The sequence below is a fragment of the Alicyclobacillus vulcanalis genome, assembly GCF_900156755.1.
Classification (GTDB): Bacteria; Bacillota; Bacilli; order Alicyclobacillales; family Alicyclobacillaceae; genus Alicyclobacillus; species Alicyclobacillus vulcanalis.
In genome coordinates this window covers 239,866-254,234 of sequence record NZ_FTOO01000002.1, presented here as the reverse complement: position 1 = coordinate 254,234, position 14,369 = coordinate 239,866, and the positions used below count along the sequence as shown (strand labels likewise).

The window sequence follows — 14,369 nt, the reverse complement described above, 5'->3', positions numbered from 1 at the left end:
GCCTGTCTCGCATAGTCATCCAGGGGGAGGAATGGGCCATGCCGGGATGGACGTCATCAATCAAACGGCGCGCGGGCGAGATGCTGCGGCTCCCGCCGGACGCCGTCGAATCCGTGGCTCGCGTCACGCTCGTGGGGGATCACCTCATCATCGAGGGCGCGAAGGCGCTGCTTGAAATCTCCTCGCAGCGCATCGTGTGTGACCTTGGCGATCGCGTCGTTCACATCGAGGGGGACGCGTTTGTCATCAAACTCGTGACGGATCGGGAAATTCACGCGGTGGGCCGCGTTCGCCACCTCAGCTTCGGGGGTGGCGGGGTATGAGCGATTCGCAGTTTGAATGGTTTTGGCAGGGATCTGTGACGCTCGTCGCGTTTGGGCCGGGCGCGGGCCAGCTCGTCGGTCGCCTGCAGCAGCAAGGCATCGCGGTCCGGGATGTGCGCTTCAGCCAAGGTGGTGTCGTGCTACGCGTGAGCATCCGAACGCTGCGCCATCTCATGCGCGCCCGGCGCGCGTATGGGATTCGCTTTCGCGTCATCGAGCGCCATGGGCTGCCGTTTCTCGGTCAGCGGCTGTGGAGGCGAAAAGCGTTTGCCGTCGGGGCCGTGGCGTTCGTCGCCATCCTTTATGTGCTGTCGTCCATCGTGTGGCGGGTCGAGATCGTCGGGGCAAACGGCGAAGATCAGGAGGCGGAGCTGCGGCAGGCGGCGGCGGAGGCGGGCCTGAAGGTGGGGCAGTGGAAGTCGCGGCTCGCTGAGCCCGCCGAGCTCGCCGAGCGCATGGTGGCCCGGGCGCCGAACTACGTGTGGGTCGGCGTGCAGGTGACGGGGTCGGTCGCGACGGTGCGGGGCATCCCGAAGGTGCCGGGCGTGCCGAAGGCGGCGCAAGCGCCGTGCAACATCGTGGCGACGCGCCCGGGCGTCATTCTGGATGTCCAGGCGTCGCGCGGCCGCGTGTTGGTCAAGCCAAACCAATGGGTGCAGCCTGGACAGGTGCTCATCTCCGGCCTGTTGACCGACAAGGGGCCGAGCGTGCCGGCGAGCGGCCACGTGTTTGCAGAAGTGTGGTACACCTCGCAAGTCTCGATCCCGCTTCGCGTGGCGACGGAGGGGTTGACCGGCGCGGCGCTCTCGCGCGACTACCTCGCCGTGGGCGGCATGCGCCTGCGCGTGTGGGGGTTTCAGGAGGCCCCGCCCGCCGTGTACGAGCGCGACGACGAGACAGACTGGCGCATCGGCCAGTGGCGGCTGCCCGTGCAATGGGTCCACGCGACTCTGTACGAGGTGAAGCCGGTGGTGTGGCAAGTGGACGTGGCACAGGCGAGAAACGAGGCCTTGGTCATGGCCGCAGCTGATGTGCGGTCGCTCGCCGGGGGCGAGATGGCGATTTTGGGGCAGTCGGTTTTACAGGAGCGTCTTGACCGTGGTACTCTATACGCGACCATACTTACGCGCGTCCAACAGGACATCGGCGCTCCGGCTGCCATCCCGGATACGGCAGGCGCGCCAACCTCCGAGGGCGCGGCGCAATCGTAAGGACGGGGATGGTGCATCGTTGGCTGAGCAGACGGCGACGAAGAAGTGGGTGTTTCCGACGAACGAGGAAGCGGTGCAGGCACTTGGGCCAAACGATTTGCTTTTGCACCTGCTCAGTCAGTCGTTTTCCGCCAAGGTGATTGTGCGCGGGACCGAGATTCAGTTTGTGGGAGAGGAAGACGAGGTTTCGCGGCTGCAGCATCTGCTGAGCGTGGTCACCACCTTGGTTCGCCGAGGCATGCAGCTTGGCGAGCCAGATTACCGATACATGATCGAAATGGCTCACGCGGGCGATCTCGACGACGTGATCGACGTGTACACCACGGAAATTGGGACGACGTACAAGGGCAAGGCCATTCGCGTGAAGACGCTTGGGCAGCGCCGGTACGTCGATGCGATTCGCCGCAACGATATCGTGTTCGGAGTTGGGCCTGCGGGCACGGGCAAGACGTATCTCGCCGTGGCCATGGCGGTCATGGCGCTGAAGCGGGGAGAAGTGAAGCGCATCGTGCTGACCCGGCCGGCGGTGGAGGCGGGTGAAAAGCTCGGCTTCTTGCCGGGAGACCTTCAGGAGAAAGTGGATCCGTATCTCCGGCCGCTGTATGACGCGTTGCACGACATCTATGGCCAAGAGCAGGTCATTCGCGCGTTGGAGCGCGGCAACATCGAAATTGCGCCGCTCGCGTACATGCGCGGGCGGACCCTGGAGGACAGTTACGTCATCCTGGACGAGGCGCAGAACACCACGATTGAGCAGATGAAGATGTTTTTGACGCGCCTGGGCTTTCGCTCGAAGATGGTCATCACGGGCGACGTGACGCAGATCGACCTGCCGGTGGGAAGGATGTCGGGGCTGGTGCACGCCAAGCGCGTGCTGCAGGGCATCCCGGGCATCGAATTCCACACGTTCAGCCCGTCGGACGTTGTGCGGCATCATCTGGTGCAGAAGATTATCGATGCATATGCAGAAGATCAGGCGAGGCAGGGCTGAGGCCCTGCCTCGAGCGCAAGGAGCATTCCTGCTATGAGATGGACAGGATGGGGAAGCGCCATTCGCCGCTGGCTGGATGACGACGCCTTTCGCCAAAGCCGACGCGTGCGCGCCATCATCTACGCCGGCCTCGGCGTGCTGTTGTTCGCCATTCTCGCGTCCAGCATGATGCCTCCGCGCTACCATTTCACCGTGGGGGAAGTCAGCCCGACGACGGTCGTGGCGCCCGTGACGGCCGTGGATACGGCGGCCACGGCGGCGAAGCGAAAGGCCGCGGAGGCGAAGGTTCCGAAACAGTACGCACAGTCGCCACAGGTGCTGACGGACGCCCTCAATCAGCTCGCGACGCTGTTTCATGCGGCGAGCGCTGCGGTCGAGAACAGGAGCCTCGCCGCGCCTGAGAAGCTCGTCGCCCTGCGGCGCGTCGCACCGCAGGGTCTCTCGAGCTCGACGCTCGCGCTCATGCTGGCTGAATCGCCTGCCCGGCTCGCCGCGCTGGAAAGGGATAGCGCCAAGGTCGTGCAGGCCATTTTAAGTCAGCCGTTTTACGCCGATTCGATGCAGCAGTCGATGCTGCTCGTGGACAGGCAGATTGTCAACCTCAACCTGGGGCTCGATCGCGATGAAGCGATGATCGTGCAAAACACCGCGGTGAGCGTGCTCCGGCCGAACATGGTGTATCAGGCCCAGGCGACGCAGGAGGCGCGCGAACAAGCGGCAGAGAGCGTGCAGCCGGTGCTCATTCACCAGGGCGACGTGATCGTCGCGAAAAACCAGGTGGTCACGAGCGAGGTCATCAGCAAGCTGAAGGACGTCGGCCTCTATTCCGCGTACCCGAGCCTTCGGGTTGGCGTGGGGTTTGCGGTCTTCATCGCCTTGTCCATCGCGATGCTCGCAGCGTACGTGGAAAGGCGGGCTCCGAGGCGGCGCTTGGACAACCTGATGCTCGGCATTCTGGGACTCGTCTTTGTGCTCATGGCCATTCTCATTGCCGTGACGAAGTGGATAGTGGCGGCCGGCGGACCGGCGTCCACGCCGTATCTTCTCCCGATTTCCCTCGGAGCCATGCTGATCACGGTGATGATGGACTCGTCGCTCGCGGTGGTGTCGGCGTTCTTCTTTTCGTTTTTGCTCGGCGCCGCGTTTGGTATGAACTACGACTTCGTCTTCTACGGATTCGTCGGTTCGCTGGTGGGCGCGTACAGCGTGAGCCGGGTGACGAGCCGCGCCACGTTCATGCGGGCTGGGTTCATAGTATCGGCCGTCAACATCGGGACGGTGATCGCGCTCTATCTCCTCGCGGTGAGCCGCGAAGGCGATTTTCATTCTCTGTCCCTGCACGTGGGCCTGGCGGCGCTGAACGGCGTGTTTGCGGCCATTTTGACCATGGGCATTCTCCCGTTTTTCGAATCGGCGTTTGGCCTGCTGACGCCCATTCGCCTGTTGGAACTGTCGAATCCGAATCACCCGCTGCTGAGGAAGGTCCTGCTCGAGGCGCCGGGCACGTACCACCACAGTCTGATTGTGGGGAATTTGGCCGAGGCGGCGGCCGAGCTCGTCGGCGCCGACCCGCTGTTGTGCCGCGTGGGGGCGTACTACCATGATGTCGGCAAGACAAAGCGGCCCATGTTCTTTGTGGAAAACCAGATGACGAAGGAAAACCCGCACGACAAAGTCGCGCCAAGCTTGAGTCATCTGATCATCACGTCGCACGTGTCGGATGGCTTGGAAATGCTGCGCAAGGCGGGGATTCCCAAACCCATTCAGGATATCTGCGCGACCCATCATGGGACGACGATCCTGTGGTATTTCTACCACAAGGCCAAGGAGCAGGATAAAAACGGGACCGTGCGTGTGGACGACTTCCGGTATCCCGGGCCCAAGCCCAAAACGCGGGAATGTGCCATCATCATGATCTGCGACGCTGTGGAAGCGGCGGTCCGCAGCATGTCGCGCCCGACGCCCAACCGGGTCGAAGGCGTCATTCGCAAGATCATTCGAGACCGCCTTCAGGACGGTCAGCTGGATGAGTGCGATCTGACCCTCCAGGACCTCGACGCCATGGTCGGCGCCTTTATGAAGACGCTGAAGGGCATTTATCATGCGCGCATCGAATATCCGGACATCGACAAGCTGAAAAAGGAAGTGGCGAAGTGAACCGTTTGACGCTCGATGTGGGCTGTGAGGTGGAGTGGCCGCTCGCGGCGCCGTACGCGGAGCCCCATGCCTTTGTGCAGCGCGTGCTGGAGGCAGCGGCGGAGCGAATCGACGCGAGCGGCGAGGTGTCCGTCTTGTTCGTGGATGACGAGACCATCCACGAGCTCAATCGCACGTACCGCCAGGTGGACAGGCCCACCGACGTCCTCTCGTTCGCGATGAACGAGGGGGAAGACCTGGTCGATCCCGACGAGATCGACCCCATCCTGGGCGACATTGTGGTGAGCATTGACCGCGCACGCGAGCAAGCGGAGGCATACGGCCACTCGCTGGCGCGAGAGTTGGCCTTCCTGCTCGTGCACGGCTTTTTGCATCTGAATGGCTACGATCACGACGAGCCCTCCCGCGAGCGCGAGATGTTCGCGCTTCAGGAGGACATTCTGAACGAAATCGGGCTCCCGAGAAACTAGTCAGCGGGCGGCGAGGCGGTGAACGGATGATGGATGCGGAGGAGCGCAGGCCGCATCAGCCGAATGCCCAGCCCTTTTTGCGGGCGCTGGGTTACAGCCTGCGCGGCGTGGTGTATGCTTTCCACGCGGAGAAAAACCTCAAACGAGATGTGTGGCTGTTCACGCTTCTCGCCGCCGTGGAGTGGTGTTTGCGGCCGAGCCTGGCCCAGACGGCGATCACGCTCTTTGTGTCGATGTGCGTGTTCGCCGCCGAGTTGTTCAATACGGCTGTGGAACTCGCTGTGGACGTCGCATCGGGATGGAAAGACCACCCTGTCGCTGGCATGGCCAAGGACGTCGCGAGCGGTGCCGTGAGTTTCGTGGCGTTCGGCGCGCTCGCCGTCGCAGCGTGGCTTCTTGCGTCGAACTGGCCCTGGCACCTCTGGCTCTTCAGTCGCCGCAACCTGGACTCGGTCGCGCTCGTCACCCTGTGCGTCGCCGCCGTGTGGGCGGTGCGACTCTGGCCTTATCGAGGCGTCGCGGAAATCAAACGCCCCAGAAAGGAGGGACAAAGCTGATGACGTACCGTTCTGGATTTGTGGCGCTCGTCGGGCGCCCGAACGTCGGCAAATCCACGTTGCTGAACGCGCTGGTGGGCCAAAAGGTCGCCATCATGTCGAACCGGCCGCAGACCACGCGAAATCGCATCCGCGGCGTGCGCACCTCCGAGACGTCGCAAATGGTGTTCATCGACACGCCCGGCATCCACAAGCCGAAGCATCGCCTGGGCGAGTACATGGTCGAGATCGCGCTCCGGACGCTCAACGAGGTGGACGTCGTCGTCCTTGTCGTGGACGCGACCTCAGCCGTGCATCCGACGGAAGTCGAGATCGTCAAGGAACTGGAGCGCGTGCGGACGCCGGTCATTCTCGCGCTCAATAAGGTCGATGCGTTGCCGGACCGCGCGGTTGCCCTGCAGCGCATCGAAGCGTATCAGGCGCTTCGGGATTTCGACGAATTCGTGCCGGTCTCGGCCCTGAAAGGCGAGCAAGTCGAGCGCTTGGCCGAGCTCATCGAAGCGCGCCTGCCGGAGGGCCCGAAGTACTACCCGGACGACATGATCACGGATCAGCCGGAGTCGCACATCATCAGCGAGATTGTGCGGGAGAAAGTGCTGCTGTTGACGCGGGACGAAGTTCCGCACTCGGTGATGGTCGCCGTGGAGCACATGGAGCGCAGGTCGTCCGATACGCTCTACGTGAGCGCCGTCATTTACACGGAGCGCGAGAGTCAAAAGGCCATTCTCATCGGAAAGCAGGGCCAAATGCTGAAGCGCGTGGGCGAAATGGCGCGCCACGAGCTGGAGGCGCTGTTCGGCAACCGCATCTACTTGGAGCTCTGGGTCAAGGTGAAGCGCGACTGGCGCAACAAGCCGGCCCTGTTGCACCAGTTCGGTTTCGATCGCGACCGGTGACCCCAGCGCCTTCCGGGTATATACAGGGCGGGGCACGGCAGACTACAGACATGGAAATGCAGTCCGCGGAGCGGAAGGGAGACGATGCCGATGCGTGATGTCACGTGGAAGGTATTCGAGCTCACCGGAGACGTATACGCGTACCTCCTGTATCGGGCTTGCCAACAGGCGGAACAACTCGCGGGCGATGAACCACCGGCGGAGGAAGATGAGCTCCATCAGGATTCGCATTTCCAGACGTCCTTGAAGGGCTGATTGCCGCGGTGATATGGACGACGGATGCCGTCGTGGTGCGCGTCGTGCGTTACGGGGAGCGCGACGCCATCCTGACGCTCTTGACGGAGACCGGGCTCGTGACCGCCCTCGCGCGCGGGGGAGCGAGGCCGACCGGCAGGTTGTCGGCCGCCTCTCGCTTGTGTGCGCAAGGGACATATGTGTTGTACCAAGGCCGAGGGATGGGCGATGTGAGGCAGGCCGAGATCGCGCGACAACGCCGGGCGCTGCACGAGGACGTGGTCAAGGCCGCCTATGCCGCCTATTTGTGCGATCTCGCCAGCCGGGCCTTGCCGGAGCGGCCCGACGCCCCGCCCGCGGCCTATCGGCAGTTTGTCGCCGTGTTGGACGGGCTGGAGGCGGACAGGGTCCCTGCGGACGTGCTTGCCCGCGCGTTTGAGCTGAAGGTTTGCGCATGGCTTGGCGTCGCGCCAGAATGGCGCGCCTGCATGCGCTGCGGCGCGCCGCTCGGTGAAACGGAGGGCGCGCCGTGGTATGATCCCCAGGAAGGCGGGCTTGTCTGCTCGCCGTGCGCACTGCGCAGCGGACTTGCCGATGATACAACGCGCCGCGCGGCAGGCTGGCCAGTGCCTCGCAAGGCTTCCGCGATCCTTCACCTGCTTGCGCGCGCGGACATCGCGAAACTTCAACGCGTCGACCTTTCTGGCAGCACGCGGGACGCCATGTCCCGCATTCTCGCACATCAACTGCGCGAATTCGCAGGCGTGGGAGGACGAGCGCGCCAGGTCTTGGAGGAGATTGTGGCGTCGCTCGCCGACCCGCCTGCAAACGACCAGGGCGATCTCGACACATAAGCGGTATGCGCCAGCCATAAACTGATTCGGGGATGGAGAAGAGGATAAATTTGACTTGGAGCGTCGATACTAGGCATGTCTCAAAGCTCGCTTCCGCGCACGCCGCAAGCTTCGAGAGAGCCCGGATGTCGATTCATGTCGAGAAAGAGACAATTTTTTGTGGATGGGAGGAAAGTGTCCTACTTTGTAGAATACGTGAGTAGGTACCGGTGAGCCGCTCGGAGTCGCGTTCTGATGGCTCGCGCCGGATAGGAGGTGCAGTGGATGAACGTTCCCGAGACGTTCATTGAAACGCTGCGCCAGAAGGTCGACATCGTCGAAGTCATCAGCGAATACGTGCCCCTGCGCAGATCTGGGCGTTCCTACGTCGGGCTGTGCCCCTTTCACAACGAACGCACGCCCTCCTTCTCTGTCTCACCCGAACGCCAGGTGTATCACTGCTTCGGATGCGGGGCCGGCGGCACCGTGTTCCGCTTTCTCATGGACATCGAGGGCATCTCGTTCACCGAGACCGTGTCCCTACTCGCCGAGCGCTGCGGCATTCCTCTGCCGGATTCGTTTCGCGCGGCCGCGCCGCGTTCGCCCAAACTGGACCGGTATCGGCAAGCGCACGAGCTCGCTGCAAAAGCGTTCAACCACATTCTAATGAATACAGATGCTGGAGTGCAAGCCCTTCAATATCTTCTTTCGCGCGGAATTTCCCGCACGACCATGGCAAATTACCAGCTGGGCTACGCGCCTCCCTCTGGACGCGCCGTGATGTCGTTTCTCCAGCAGCGCGGATTTTCACCCGAGGAACTGCTCGCATGCGGCCTCGCGGTCGATCTCGGCGGTGAATGGGTCGACCGCTTCCGAGGGCGGGTGATCGTCCCCATCGCCGATGGCCGTGGGCAGATTGTCGCGTTTGGCGCGCGCGCGCTCCACGACAGCGTGAAGCCGAAGTACCTGAATTCGCCCGAATACGAGCTGTTTCACAAGGGGCGAATGCTCTTCAACCTGCACCGCGCGCGCCGGGCCATTCGCCAGGAGCGCAAGGCCCTTCTGCTCGAGGGCTACATGGACGTTCTCGCCGTCGCCCAGGCGGGGATCGAATGGGCGGTCGCGACGCTCGGCACCAGCCTGACCGAGGAACAGGCGCGCCTGCTGAAGGCGGACTGCGACAGAGTCGTGATCGCGTACGACGGCGACGAGGCGGGGCGAAAGGCGACGGTGCGCGCCATCGAGGTGTTGGAGCACGTGGGGATCACGCCTGTGGTGCTGCGGCTTGGGGACGGGATGGATCCGGACGAATTCATTCGCGCCCATGGCGCCAGGGCGTTTGAACGCATGCTGAACGAGTCGACGTGGACGGTCGTCCAGTTTTTGATGGAGGACCTGCGCCAGCGTGCGGAATGGGTGAGCCCGGCGGGCCGAACGGAGTTTTTGCGCAAGGCGTTGAAGCTGCTCGCGGAGCGCGCGAGCCCGGTGGAGCAGGAATATCAACTGCGAAATTTGTCACAGGAATTTAACCTCTCTGTCGAAACATTGAAGGAGGAGATGCGCGGTTTCGCGAAACCAATAAGGCGTCGTTCTCCTCCGAGAGAAGACGTCGCACCGTGGATGACTCCGCGGGCGGCCAAAGGCAAGGATCAGGTGAGCCTGCGGATTCTGCAGGCGGCCCTGTTTAGCCAAGAAGCAGCAGAGTATCTGATGGAGAAGGGTGTCACGGAACTCGGACATCCGCTCCACACGGCGCTTCTGTCCCACGTGTATTCGTGGCGGATCGATCAGCCGGGACAACCGCCTTCGGCGTTGATCGATCGCCTCGAAGATGAGGAGTGCATTCGCCTGGCGTCTTCGCTTCTGTTTGATGAGCCTCCGGAGATCTCGACGGAATGGTTGGAGGACCATCTGAGGGCGCTCGAGATCGCCAAGCTGGAGCAAGAGCTGAAGGAGAAGGTACGCGCGTGGAACGAGGCGGAAGCGTCGGGTGATGAAGAGAAGAGTAGAGAGATCAAGCTGCAAGTGGAGTGGATTCAGAGCCGAATGGCAACCATGAAGCAGCCCCGCGCGCTCCACGCCGAATGACGGCTGGCGCCACAAGGGGTAAAGGAGGCGGGGAACATGGCGAAGACGACCAATGAAATTCGCGATGAGGATCAGGGTATCACCCTTCAGGAAGCGAAACAGCAGCTGATTGAACTGGGCAAAAAGCAAGGCTCGTTGACATATGAGGAGATCTCAGACCGGCTGAGCTCGTTTGACATGGACGCCGATGCCATGGACGACTTCTTTGAACAGTTGGCGGAACTTGGCATCGACGTCGTCAACGAGCGGGATGAGGATGGCGGCCGAGAGGACGACGACTACGATCTCGACGACCTGTCCGTCCCGCCTGGCGTCAAGATTTCCGACCCGGTTCGCATGTATCTGAAGGAGATCGGGCGCGTGCCGCTTCTGTCGGCGCAGGAGGAGATCGAACTCGCCAAGCGGATCGAGCAGGGCGACGAGGAGGCGAAGCAGCGCCTGGCAGAGGCCAACCTCCGGCTGGTCGTGAGCATCGCAAAGCGATATGTCGGGCGCGGCATGCTGTTCCTCGACCTGATACAGGAGGGCAATCTCGGCTTGCTGAAGGCGGTCGAGAAGTTCGACTATCGCAAGGGCTACAAGTTCAGCACGTACGCCACGTGGTGGATCCGGCAGGCCATCACGCGGGCCATCGCTGACCAGGCGCGGACCATTCGCATTCCCGTGCACATGGTGGAAACCATCAACAAGCTGATCCGCGTTTCGCGTCAACTCCTCCAGGAACTCGGGAGAGAGCCGACGCCGGAGGAGATCGCGGCGGAGATGGATTTGACGCCGGAAAAGGTCCGTGAAATCCAAAAAATAGCGCAGGAACCTGTGTCTTTGGAGACGCCCATCGGCGAGGAGGACGACTCGCACCTCGGCGACTTCATTCCGGACGACGAGGCGCCGGCTCCTGCGGATGCGGCGGCCTACGAACTCTTGAAGGAACAGCTGGAGGACGTGCTCGACACCTTGACGGAGCGCGAGGAAAATGTGTTGCGCCTGCGATTCGGGCTGGATGACGGCCGCACCAGGACCCTGGAAGAAGTGGGGAAGGTGTTTGGGGTCACGCGGGAACGAATCCGCCAAATCGAGGCGAAGGCGCTGCGCAAGCTCCGCCACCCGAGTCGCAGCAAGCGGCTGAAGGACTTTCTCGAGTGATGGCCATCTGCGGAGGGCACAGGCTGCTCGTCTCGTCGTGAGGCGGTGCAGCCTGATTTCGTTCTCGCCGGTCCAGGCGCACCTCGACCCGCCGGTCTACCGCTTTCCTTACGCGCGTATCGTGGTGAGGAGACGGCGGTGAGGCGGTGAATGGCCCGTGACGTGGCTTTGGATGTGTCTTTTGGCCGGCGGTGTGGGGACAATTGGATCCCTTGCGTTTTTGCTCCGATTCGCCGAGCAACTGCGCCACGAAGGTCGTTGCGAGCGGCCCGTGCATAGCGACGTCGGGGTGGTGCTCGGCGCGTACACGAATGGGTACGAGCCAAGTCCCCCGCTCGCGGCCAGGCTGCGCACGGCGCTTGCGCTGTACCGCCAGGGTTACGTCCGCGCCATCATTGTGAGCGGCGGCCAGGGCGAGAACGAGACCGTCTCCGAGGCGCGAAGCATGAAGCGGTTCCTGGTCTTAAACGGCGTTCCGGAACAGGTCATTTACGAAGAACGCATGTCGACCAACACGTGGGAAAACCTGCGCCACAGCCGTTCCATCATGAGGGAACGAGGTTTCCAAACGGCCATCATCATCACGTCCGACTACCATCTCCCGCGCGCGCTCGCCGTCGCGCGCATGCTCGGCATCGAGGCGACGGGGTGTGGCGCGGCGTCATCCCGAGGGGAATTTCGCGCGGCCGTTCGCGAAGTCTTCGCCCACATCGAATACATCTTACGGAGGAGGCAAGCCCCATCTTGGAAGGTATAACCTCCGCGCTGGAGAGGGGCGATCCGCCATGGAGTTAGGCCCGCGCCTGTACGCCGTGGCGCAGCTCGCACTTCCGTGCCAAACGCTCGCGGATATTGGGACCGATCACGCCTATTTGCCGCTCTTTGCGCTGGAGAGAGGCATGGCGCATCGCGCCATTGCGACGGACATGCGCGAAGGCCCGTTGTCCCGGGCGCGCGAGCACCTCTCTGCGCACGGTGTTTTAGACCGCGTGTCGCTGCGCCTTGGGAATGGTCTGGAGCCGCTCGCGGCCGGCGAGGCCGAGGTCATTGTGTCGGCGGGGCTCGGTGGCAGGGCTCAGGCGGAGATGGTCGAGCGCTCCGAGTCCATCGCCCGCTCCGCGCGCCGCTTGGTGTTCCAGCCCATGGGCGGCGGTCACGTGTTGCGCCGCACGCTCTACCGGCTTGGCTTTCACCTCGTTCATGAGGTGGCGGTATGCGAGGCGGACAAGCCGTACGAAGTCGTGGCGGCCGAATATCGGGGCAAACCCGATCCGGCCTATGCGCGCGCGCTCTCCGTCCTCGTCGACCGCGGCCTGTCGACGGACGAAGCGTGGGAGGCGCTCTTCGCCGTCGGGCCGCTCTTGTGTCTTTCCCACGATGCATGCTACCATCGCCGGCTTCTCGCCGAGGGCCGCCGCACGATGCGGGCCATGGCGCGCGTCCAACAGGCTGGGACTCCCGCCTCCCATCAGGTCCAGCTCGACGCGCTGGCGCGGCGGGAAAGAATTTGGCGCACACTCATCCAATTGTGGGAGGTCGAACGCACATGACGGTGACAGTCGCGGATGTCGTGCATGCGATGGATGCCATCGCGCCTCCACATTTGGCGTTTGACGGAGACCGAATCGGGCTTCAACTGGGCGATCCGTCTCAGCCCGTCCGCAAGCTCGTCGTGACGCTCGAGGTCACGCCGGCGATCGCGGACCGCGCCATCGCCTGGGGGGCGGACATCGTCGTTGCCCATCACGCGCTCCTTTTTCGCCCCCTGACCGAGATTCGCTGGGACAAGCCGCGCCAGGCCATGGTTGCGAAGCTCGTGTCCCATCGCGTCGCCTTCTTCGCCGCCCACACGAACCTCGACTGCGCATGGGGCGGCGTGAACGACGTGATCGCCGAACGCCTCGGCATCGTCGAGCCCGAGCCGCTTGAGGTCACGGTTCGCGATCGGCTGGTCAAGCTCGTGGTGTTTGTTCCGGCGTCGCACGTCGACGCCGTCCGCCAGGCGCTCGGAGATGCAGGGGCTGGACACATCGGCGCCTACTCCCACTGCACATTCGGCGCGCCAGGGACGGGATCGTTCAAGCCAGGGCCGGGGACCCGCCCGTACATCGGCAAAGAAGGCAAGCTCGAGCTGGTGGATGAGGTGAGGCTGGAGACCATCGCCCCTGAGCGCGATCTCGGCCGCATTGTCCAGCGCATGCTCGAGGTGCATCCGTACGAGGAAGTGGCGTACGACGTCTATCCGTTGGAGTTGACGGGCCGCGCCTTCGGGATTGGGCGCGTGGGCAGACTGCCCGCTGCGATGGAACTCGCGGCCTTTGTCGATCACGTCCGCAGGGCCTTCCGCCTGCCGCACCTTCGCTATGCGGGCCGGCCCGGCGCGCGCGTGGAGACGGTGGCGGTCCTCGGCGGATCCGGCAGTGGATGGATTCCGCACGCGCTGGCGCAGAGCGCTGATGTCCTGGTCACGGCGGACGTGTCGCACCATCAGGCGGCGGACGCCGTGCACGACGGGATCGCCATCGTGGACGTTCCTCACGCGGCGCTGGAGGCGCCGGTGTGCGAGCGGGTGGCCGATGGGCTGCGCCACGCGCTCGGAGACGCGGTCGAGGTCCGCGTCGACGTGGACGGCGTCGATCCGTGGCGGTTCGTTTGACGGCTCAACTCGACCGCAGGGCGCGGAGAATGGCGCGGTTCGCGGCCTCGTTCTTTCGAATTTCGTGGAGCGAACGGGCGCTAAAGGCGCCTATGGGGGAGACCGGCCACTCTCCACACAGATCCATCCCCAGGATGCGCGCGTGGCGGCGAATGGCGACGAGCAGGTAGAGGAGCGTCCTGAGGCGCATGCTGCCCCCGTCCCAGTCCGTCGCCGCGTCGGCCGGATGCAGCACATCCTTGTCGATGCTCAGGTAGACGGGATACGGCCGGGCGGCCTGCAGGACGCGCGCGGCCAGTTGCCGCGGCGGCAGCATCGCGATGGCGCGCTCGTCCACAAGCACCACGTCGTTCGCGTGCCTGCCGAGATCGCAGAGTTCGCTTGCATCGCGTGCGCCGACGAGAACGACGCGGCGAAGCTTGGGGATCCTGCGGAGCGCTCGCCGCACCCAGTTGCCGCAGGACAGCATGGGGGGCTCGGCCGCGCAGTCGGTGTGGTGATCGAACACCACGAGCGAAAACGGCTCGCGGCATTCGCGCAGGAGGAAATACGTGATGTAGTGATACGTTCCGCGCCCGATGAGCGTCACGCCCTCGTACCGTCGGCGCGCGAGGCGCCGTTCAATGGCGCGCGCGGCAAACGGATCACACAGGGCGTGCGTCCCGGGCATGTCGTCCAGGCGCACCATCTCGTGCTCCGGCGGCAGCGGCAGGGACTGCACGGAAAGGCTCTCGTCCAGATGTAACACGGTGACTCCATGCTTTCGCGTCGACAAGCGAATCACTCCTTTCAAGTGCCAAGTGCGCGGGA

The 14,369-nt window shown here is 63.7% G+C and carries 15 protein-coding genes; 14 read left to right on the top strand and 1 reads right to left on the bottom strand.

Annotation, left to right across the window (positions count from 1 at the left end):
- Positions 1–38: 38 nt before the first annotated feature.
- The 14 genes from BW934_RS03645 to BW934_RS03580 all read left to right on the top strand — a co-directional run bounded on the left by BW934_RS03645 (position 39) and on the right by BW934_RS03580 (position 13,559).
- Positions 39–323, top strand: coding sequence for a YabP/YqfC family sporulation protein (locus tag BW934_RS03645; RefSeq protein ID WP_076345195.1), 285 nt, complete (start codon positions 39–41; stop codon positions 321–323).
- Entirely contained in the window at positions 320–1,534 is a 1,215-nt protein-coding gene (locus BW934_RS03640; RefSeq protein ID WP_076345193.1) for a sporulation protein YqfD, read from the top strand. The genes BW934_RS03645 and BW934_RS03640 overlap by 4 nt, the downstream gene beginning before the upstream one ends.
- A gap of 19 nt (positions 1,535–1,553) precedes the next feature.
- Positions 1,554–2,525, top strand: coding sequence for a PhoH family protein (locus tag BW934_RS03635; protein WP_076345191.1), 972 nt, complete (start codon positions 1,554–1,556; stop codon positions 2,523–2,525).
- Positions 2,526–2,558: 33 nt separating this feature from the next.
- Positions 2,559–4,682 (top strand): HD family phosphohydrolase, encoded by a 2,124-nt coding sequence (locus tag BW934_RS03630; protein WP_076345189.1) that lies wholly within the window; start codon positions 2,559–2,561, stop codon positions 4,680–4,682.
- A complete protein-coding gene (ybeY, locus tag BW934_RS03625) occupies positions 4,679–5,152 on the top strand; it encodes an rRNA maturation RNase YbeY (protein WP_076345187.1) in 474 nt (157 codons plus the stop codon). The genes BW934_RS03630 and ybeY overlap by 4 nt, the downstream gene beginning before the upstream one ends.
- 26 nt (positions 5,153–5,178) lie before the next feature.
- Complete coding sequence (locus BW934_RS03620) at positions 5,179–5,709, top strand: diacylglycerol kinase (protein ID WP_076345185.1); 531 nt, start codon at positions 5,179–5,181, stop codon at positions 5,707–5,709.
- A complete protein-coding gene (era, locus tag BW934_RS03615; RefSeq protein WP_076345183.1) occupies positions 5,709–6,605 on the top strand; it encodes a GTPase Era in 897 nt (298 codons plus the stop codon). Before BW934_RS03620 ends, era begins: the two co-directional genes overlap by 1 nt.
- A gap of 90 nt (positions 6,606–6,695) precedes the next feature.
- The gene (locus BW934_RS03610) at positions 6,696–6,860 is read left to right on the top strand and encodes a YqzL family protein (RefSeq protein WP_076345181.1); all 165 of its coding nucleotides are present in this window, start codon (positions 6,696–6,698) and stop codon (positions 6,858–6,860) included.
- Between the two features lie 8 nt (positions 6,861–6,868).
- Positions 6,869–7,693, top strand: coding sequence for a DNA repair protein RecO (gene recO, locus BW934_RS03605; RefSeq protein WP_076345179.1), 825 nt, complete (start codon positions 6,869–6,871; stop codon positions 7,691–7,693).
- A gap of 264 nt (positions 7,694–7,957) precedes the next feature.
- A complete protein-coding gene (dnaG, locus tag BW934_RS03600) occupies positions 7,958–9,760 on the top strand; it encodes a DNA primase (RefSeq protein ID WP_076345177.1) in 1,803 nt (600 codons plus the stop codon).
- Between the two features lie 36 nt (positions 9,761–9,796).
- Complete coding sequence (gene rpoD / locus BW934_RS03595; protein ID WP_076345175.1) at positions 9,797–10,903, top strand: RNA polymerase sigma factor RpoD; 1,107 nt, start codon at positions 9,797–9,799, stop codon at positions 10,901–10,903.
- Between the two features lie 157 nt (positions 10,904–11,060).
- Complete coding sequence (locus tag BW934_RS03590; RefSeq protein ID WP_084182455.1) at positions 11,061–11,660, top strand: YdcF family protein; 600 nt, start codon at positions 11,061–11,063, stop codon at positions 11,658–11,660.
- Between the two features lie 28 nt (positions 11,661–11,688).
- Positions 11,689–12,453: a tRNA (adenine(22)-N(1))-methyltransferase gene (locus tag BW934_RS03585; RefSeq protein WP_076345173.1), complete on the top strand. Its 765-nt coding sequence runs from the start codon at positions 11,689–11,691 to the stop codon at positions 12,451–12,453.
- Positions 12,450–13,559 (top strand): Nif3-like dinuclear metal center hexameric protein, encoded by a 1,110-nt coding sequence (locus BW934_RS03580; RefSeq protein ID WP_076345171.1) that lies wholly within the window; start codon positions 12,450–12,452, stop codon positions 13,557–13,559. Before BW934_RS03585 ends, BW934_RS03580 begins: the two co-directional genes overlap by 4 nt.
- A gap of 4 nt (positions 13,560–13,563) precedes the next feature.
- On the opposite strand, the gene BW934_RS03575 is transcribed toward BW934_RS03580, so the two are convergent.
- Positions 13,564–14,334 (bottom strand): arginase family protein, encoded by a 771-nt coding sequence (locus tag BW934_RS03575; RefSeq protein WP_076345169.1) that lies wholly within the window; start codon positions 14,332–14,334, stop codon positions 13,564–13,566.
- Between the last annotated feature and the right edge of the window lie 35 nt (positions 14,335–14,369).

Excerpts from the sequence above, each read along its gene's own strand:
- BW934_RS03640 (WP_076345193.1), top strand. The coding sequence starts at position 320 with ATGAGCGATTCGCAGTTTGAATGGTTTTGGCAGGGATCTGTGACGCTC.
- era (WP_076345183.1), top strand. The coding sequence starts at position 5,709 with ATGACGTACCGTTCTGGATTTGTGGCGCTCGTCGGGCGCCCGAACGTC.
- dnaG (WP_076345177.1), top strand. The coding sequence starts at position 7,958 with ATGAACGTTCCCGAGACGTTCATTGAAACGCTGCGCCAGAAGGTCGAC.
- BW934_RS03645 (WP_076345195.1), top strand. The coding sequence starts at position 39 with ATGCCGGGATGGACGTCATCAATCAAACGGCGCGCGGGCGAGATGCTG.
- BW934_RS03585 (WP_076345173.1), top strand. The coding sequence starts at position 11,689 with ATGGAGTTAGGCCCGCGCCTGTACGCCGTGGCGCAGCTCGCACTTCCG.
- BW934_RS03630 (WP_076345189.1), top strand. The coding sequence starts at position 2,559 with ATGAGATGGACAGGATGGGGAAGCGCCATTCGCCGCTGGCTGGATGAC.
- BW934_RS03580 (WP_076345171.1), top strand. The coding sequence starts at position 12,450 with ATGACGGTGACAGTCGCGGATGTCGTGCATGCGATGGATGCCATCGCG.
- BW934_RS03620 (WP_076345185.1), top strand. The coding sequence starts at position 5,179 with ATGATGGATGCGGAGGAGCGCAGGCCGCATCAGCCGAATGCCCAGCCC.
- rpoD (WP_076345175.1), top strand. The coding sequence starts at position 9,797 with ATGGCGAAGACGACCAATGAAATTCGCGATGAGGATCAGGGTATCACC.
- BW934_RS03610 (WP_076345181.1), top strand. The coding sequence starts at position 6,696 with ATGCGTGATGTCACGTGGAAGGTATTCGAGCTCACCGGAGACGTATAC.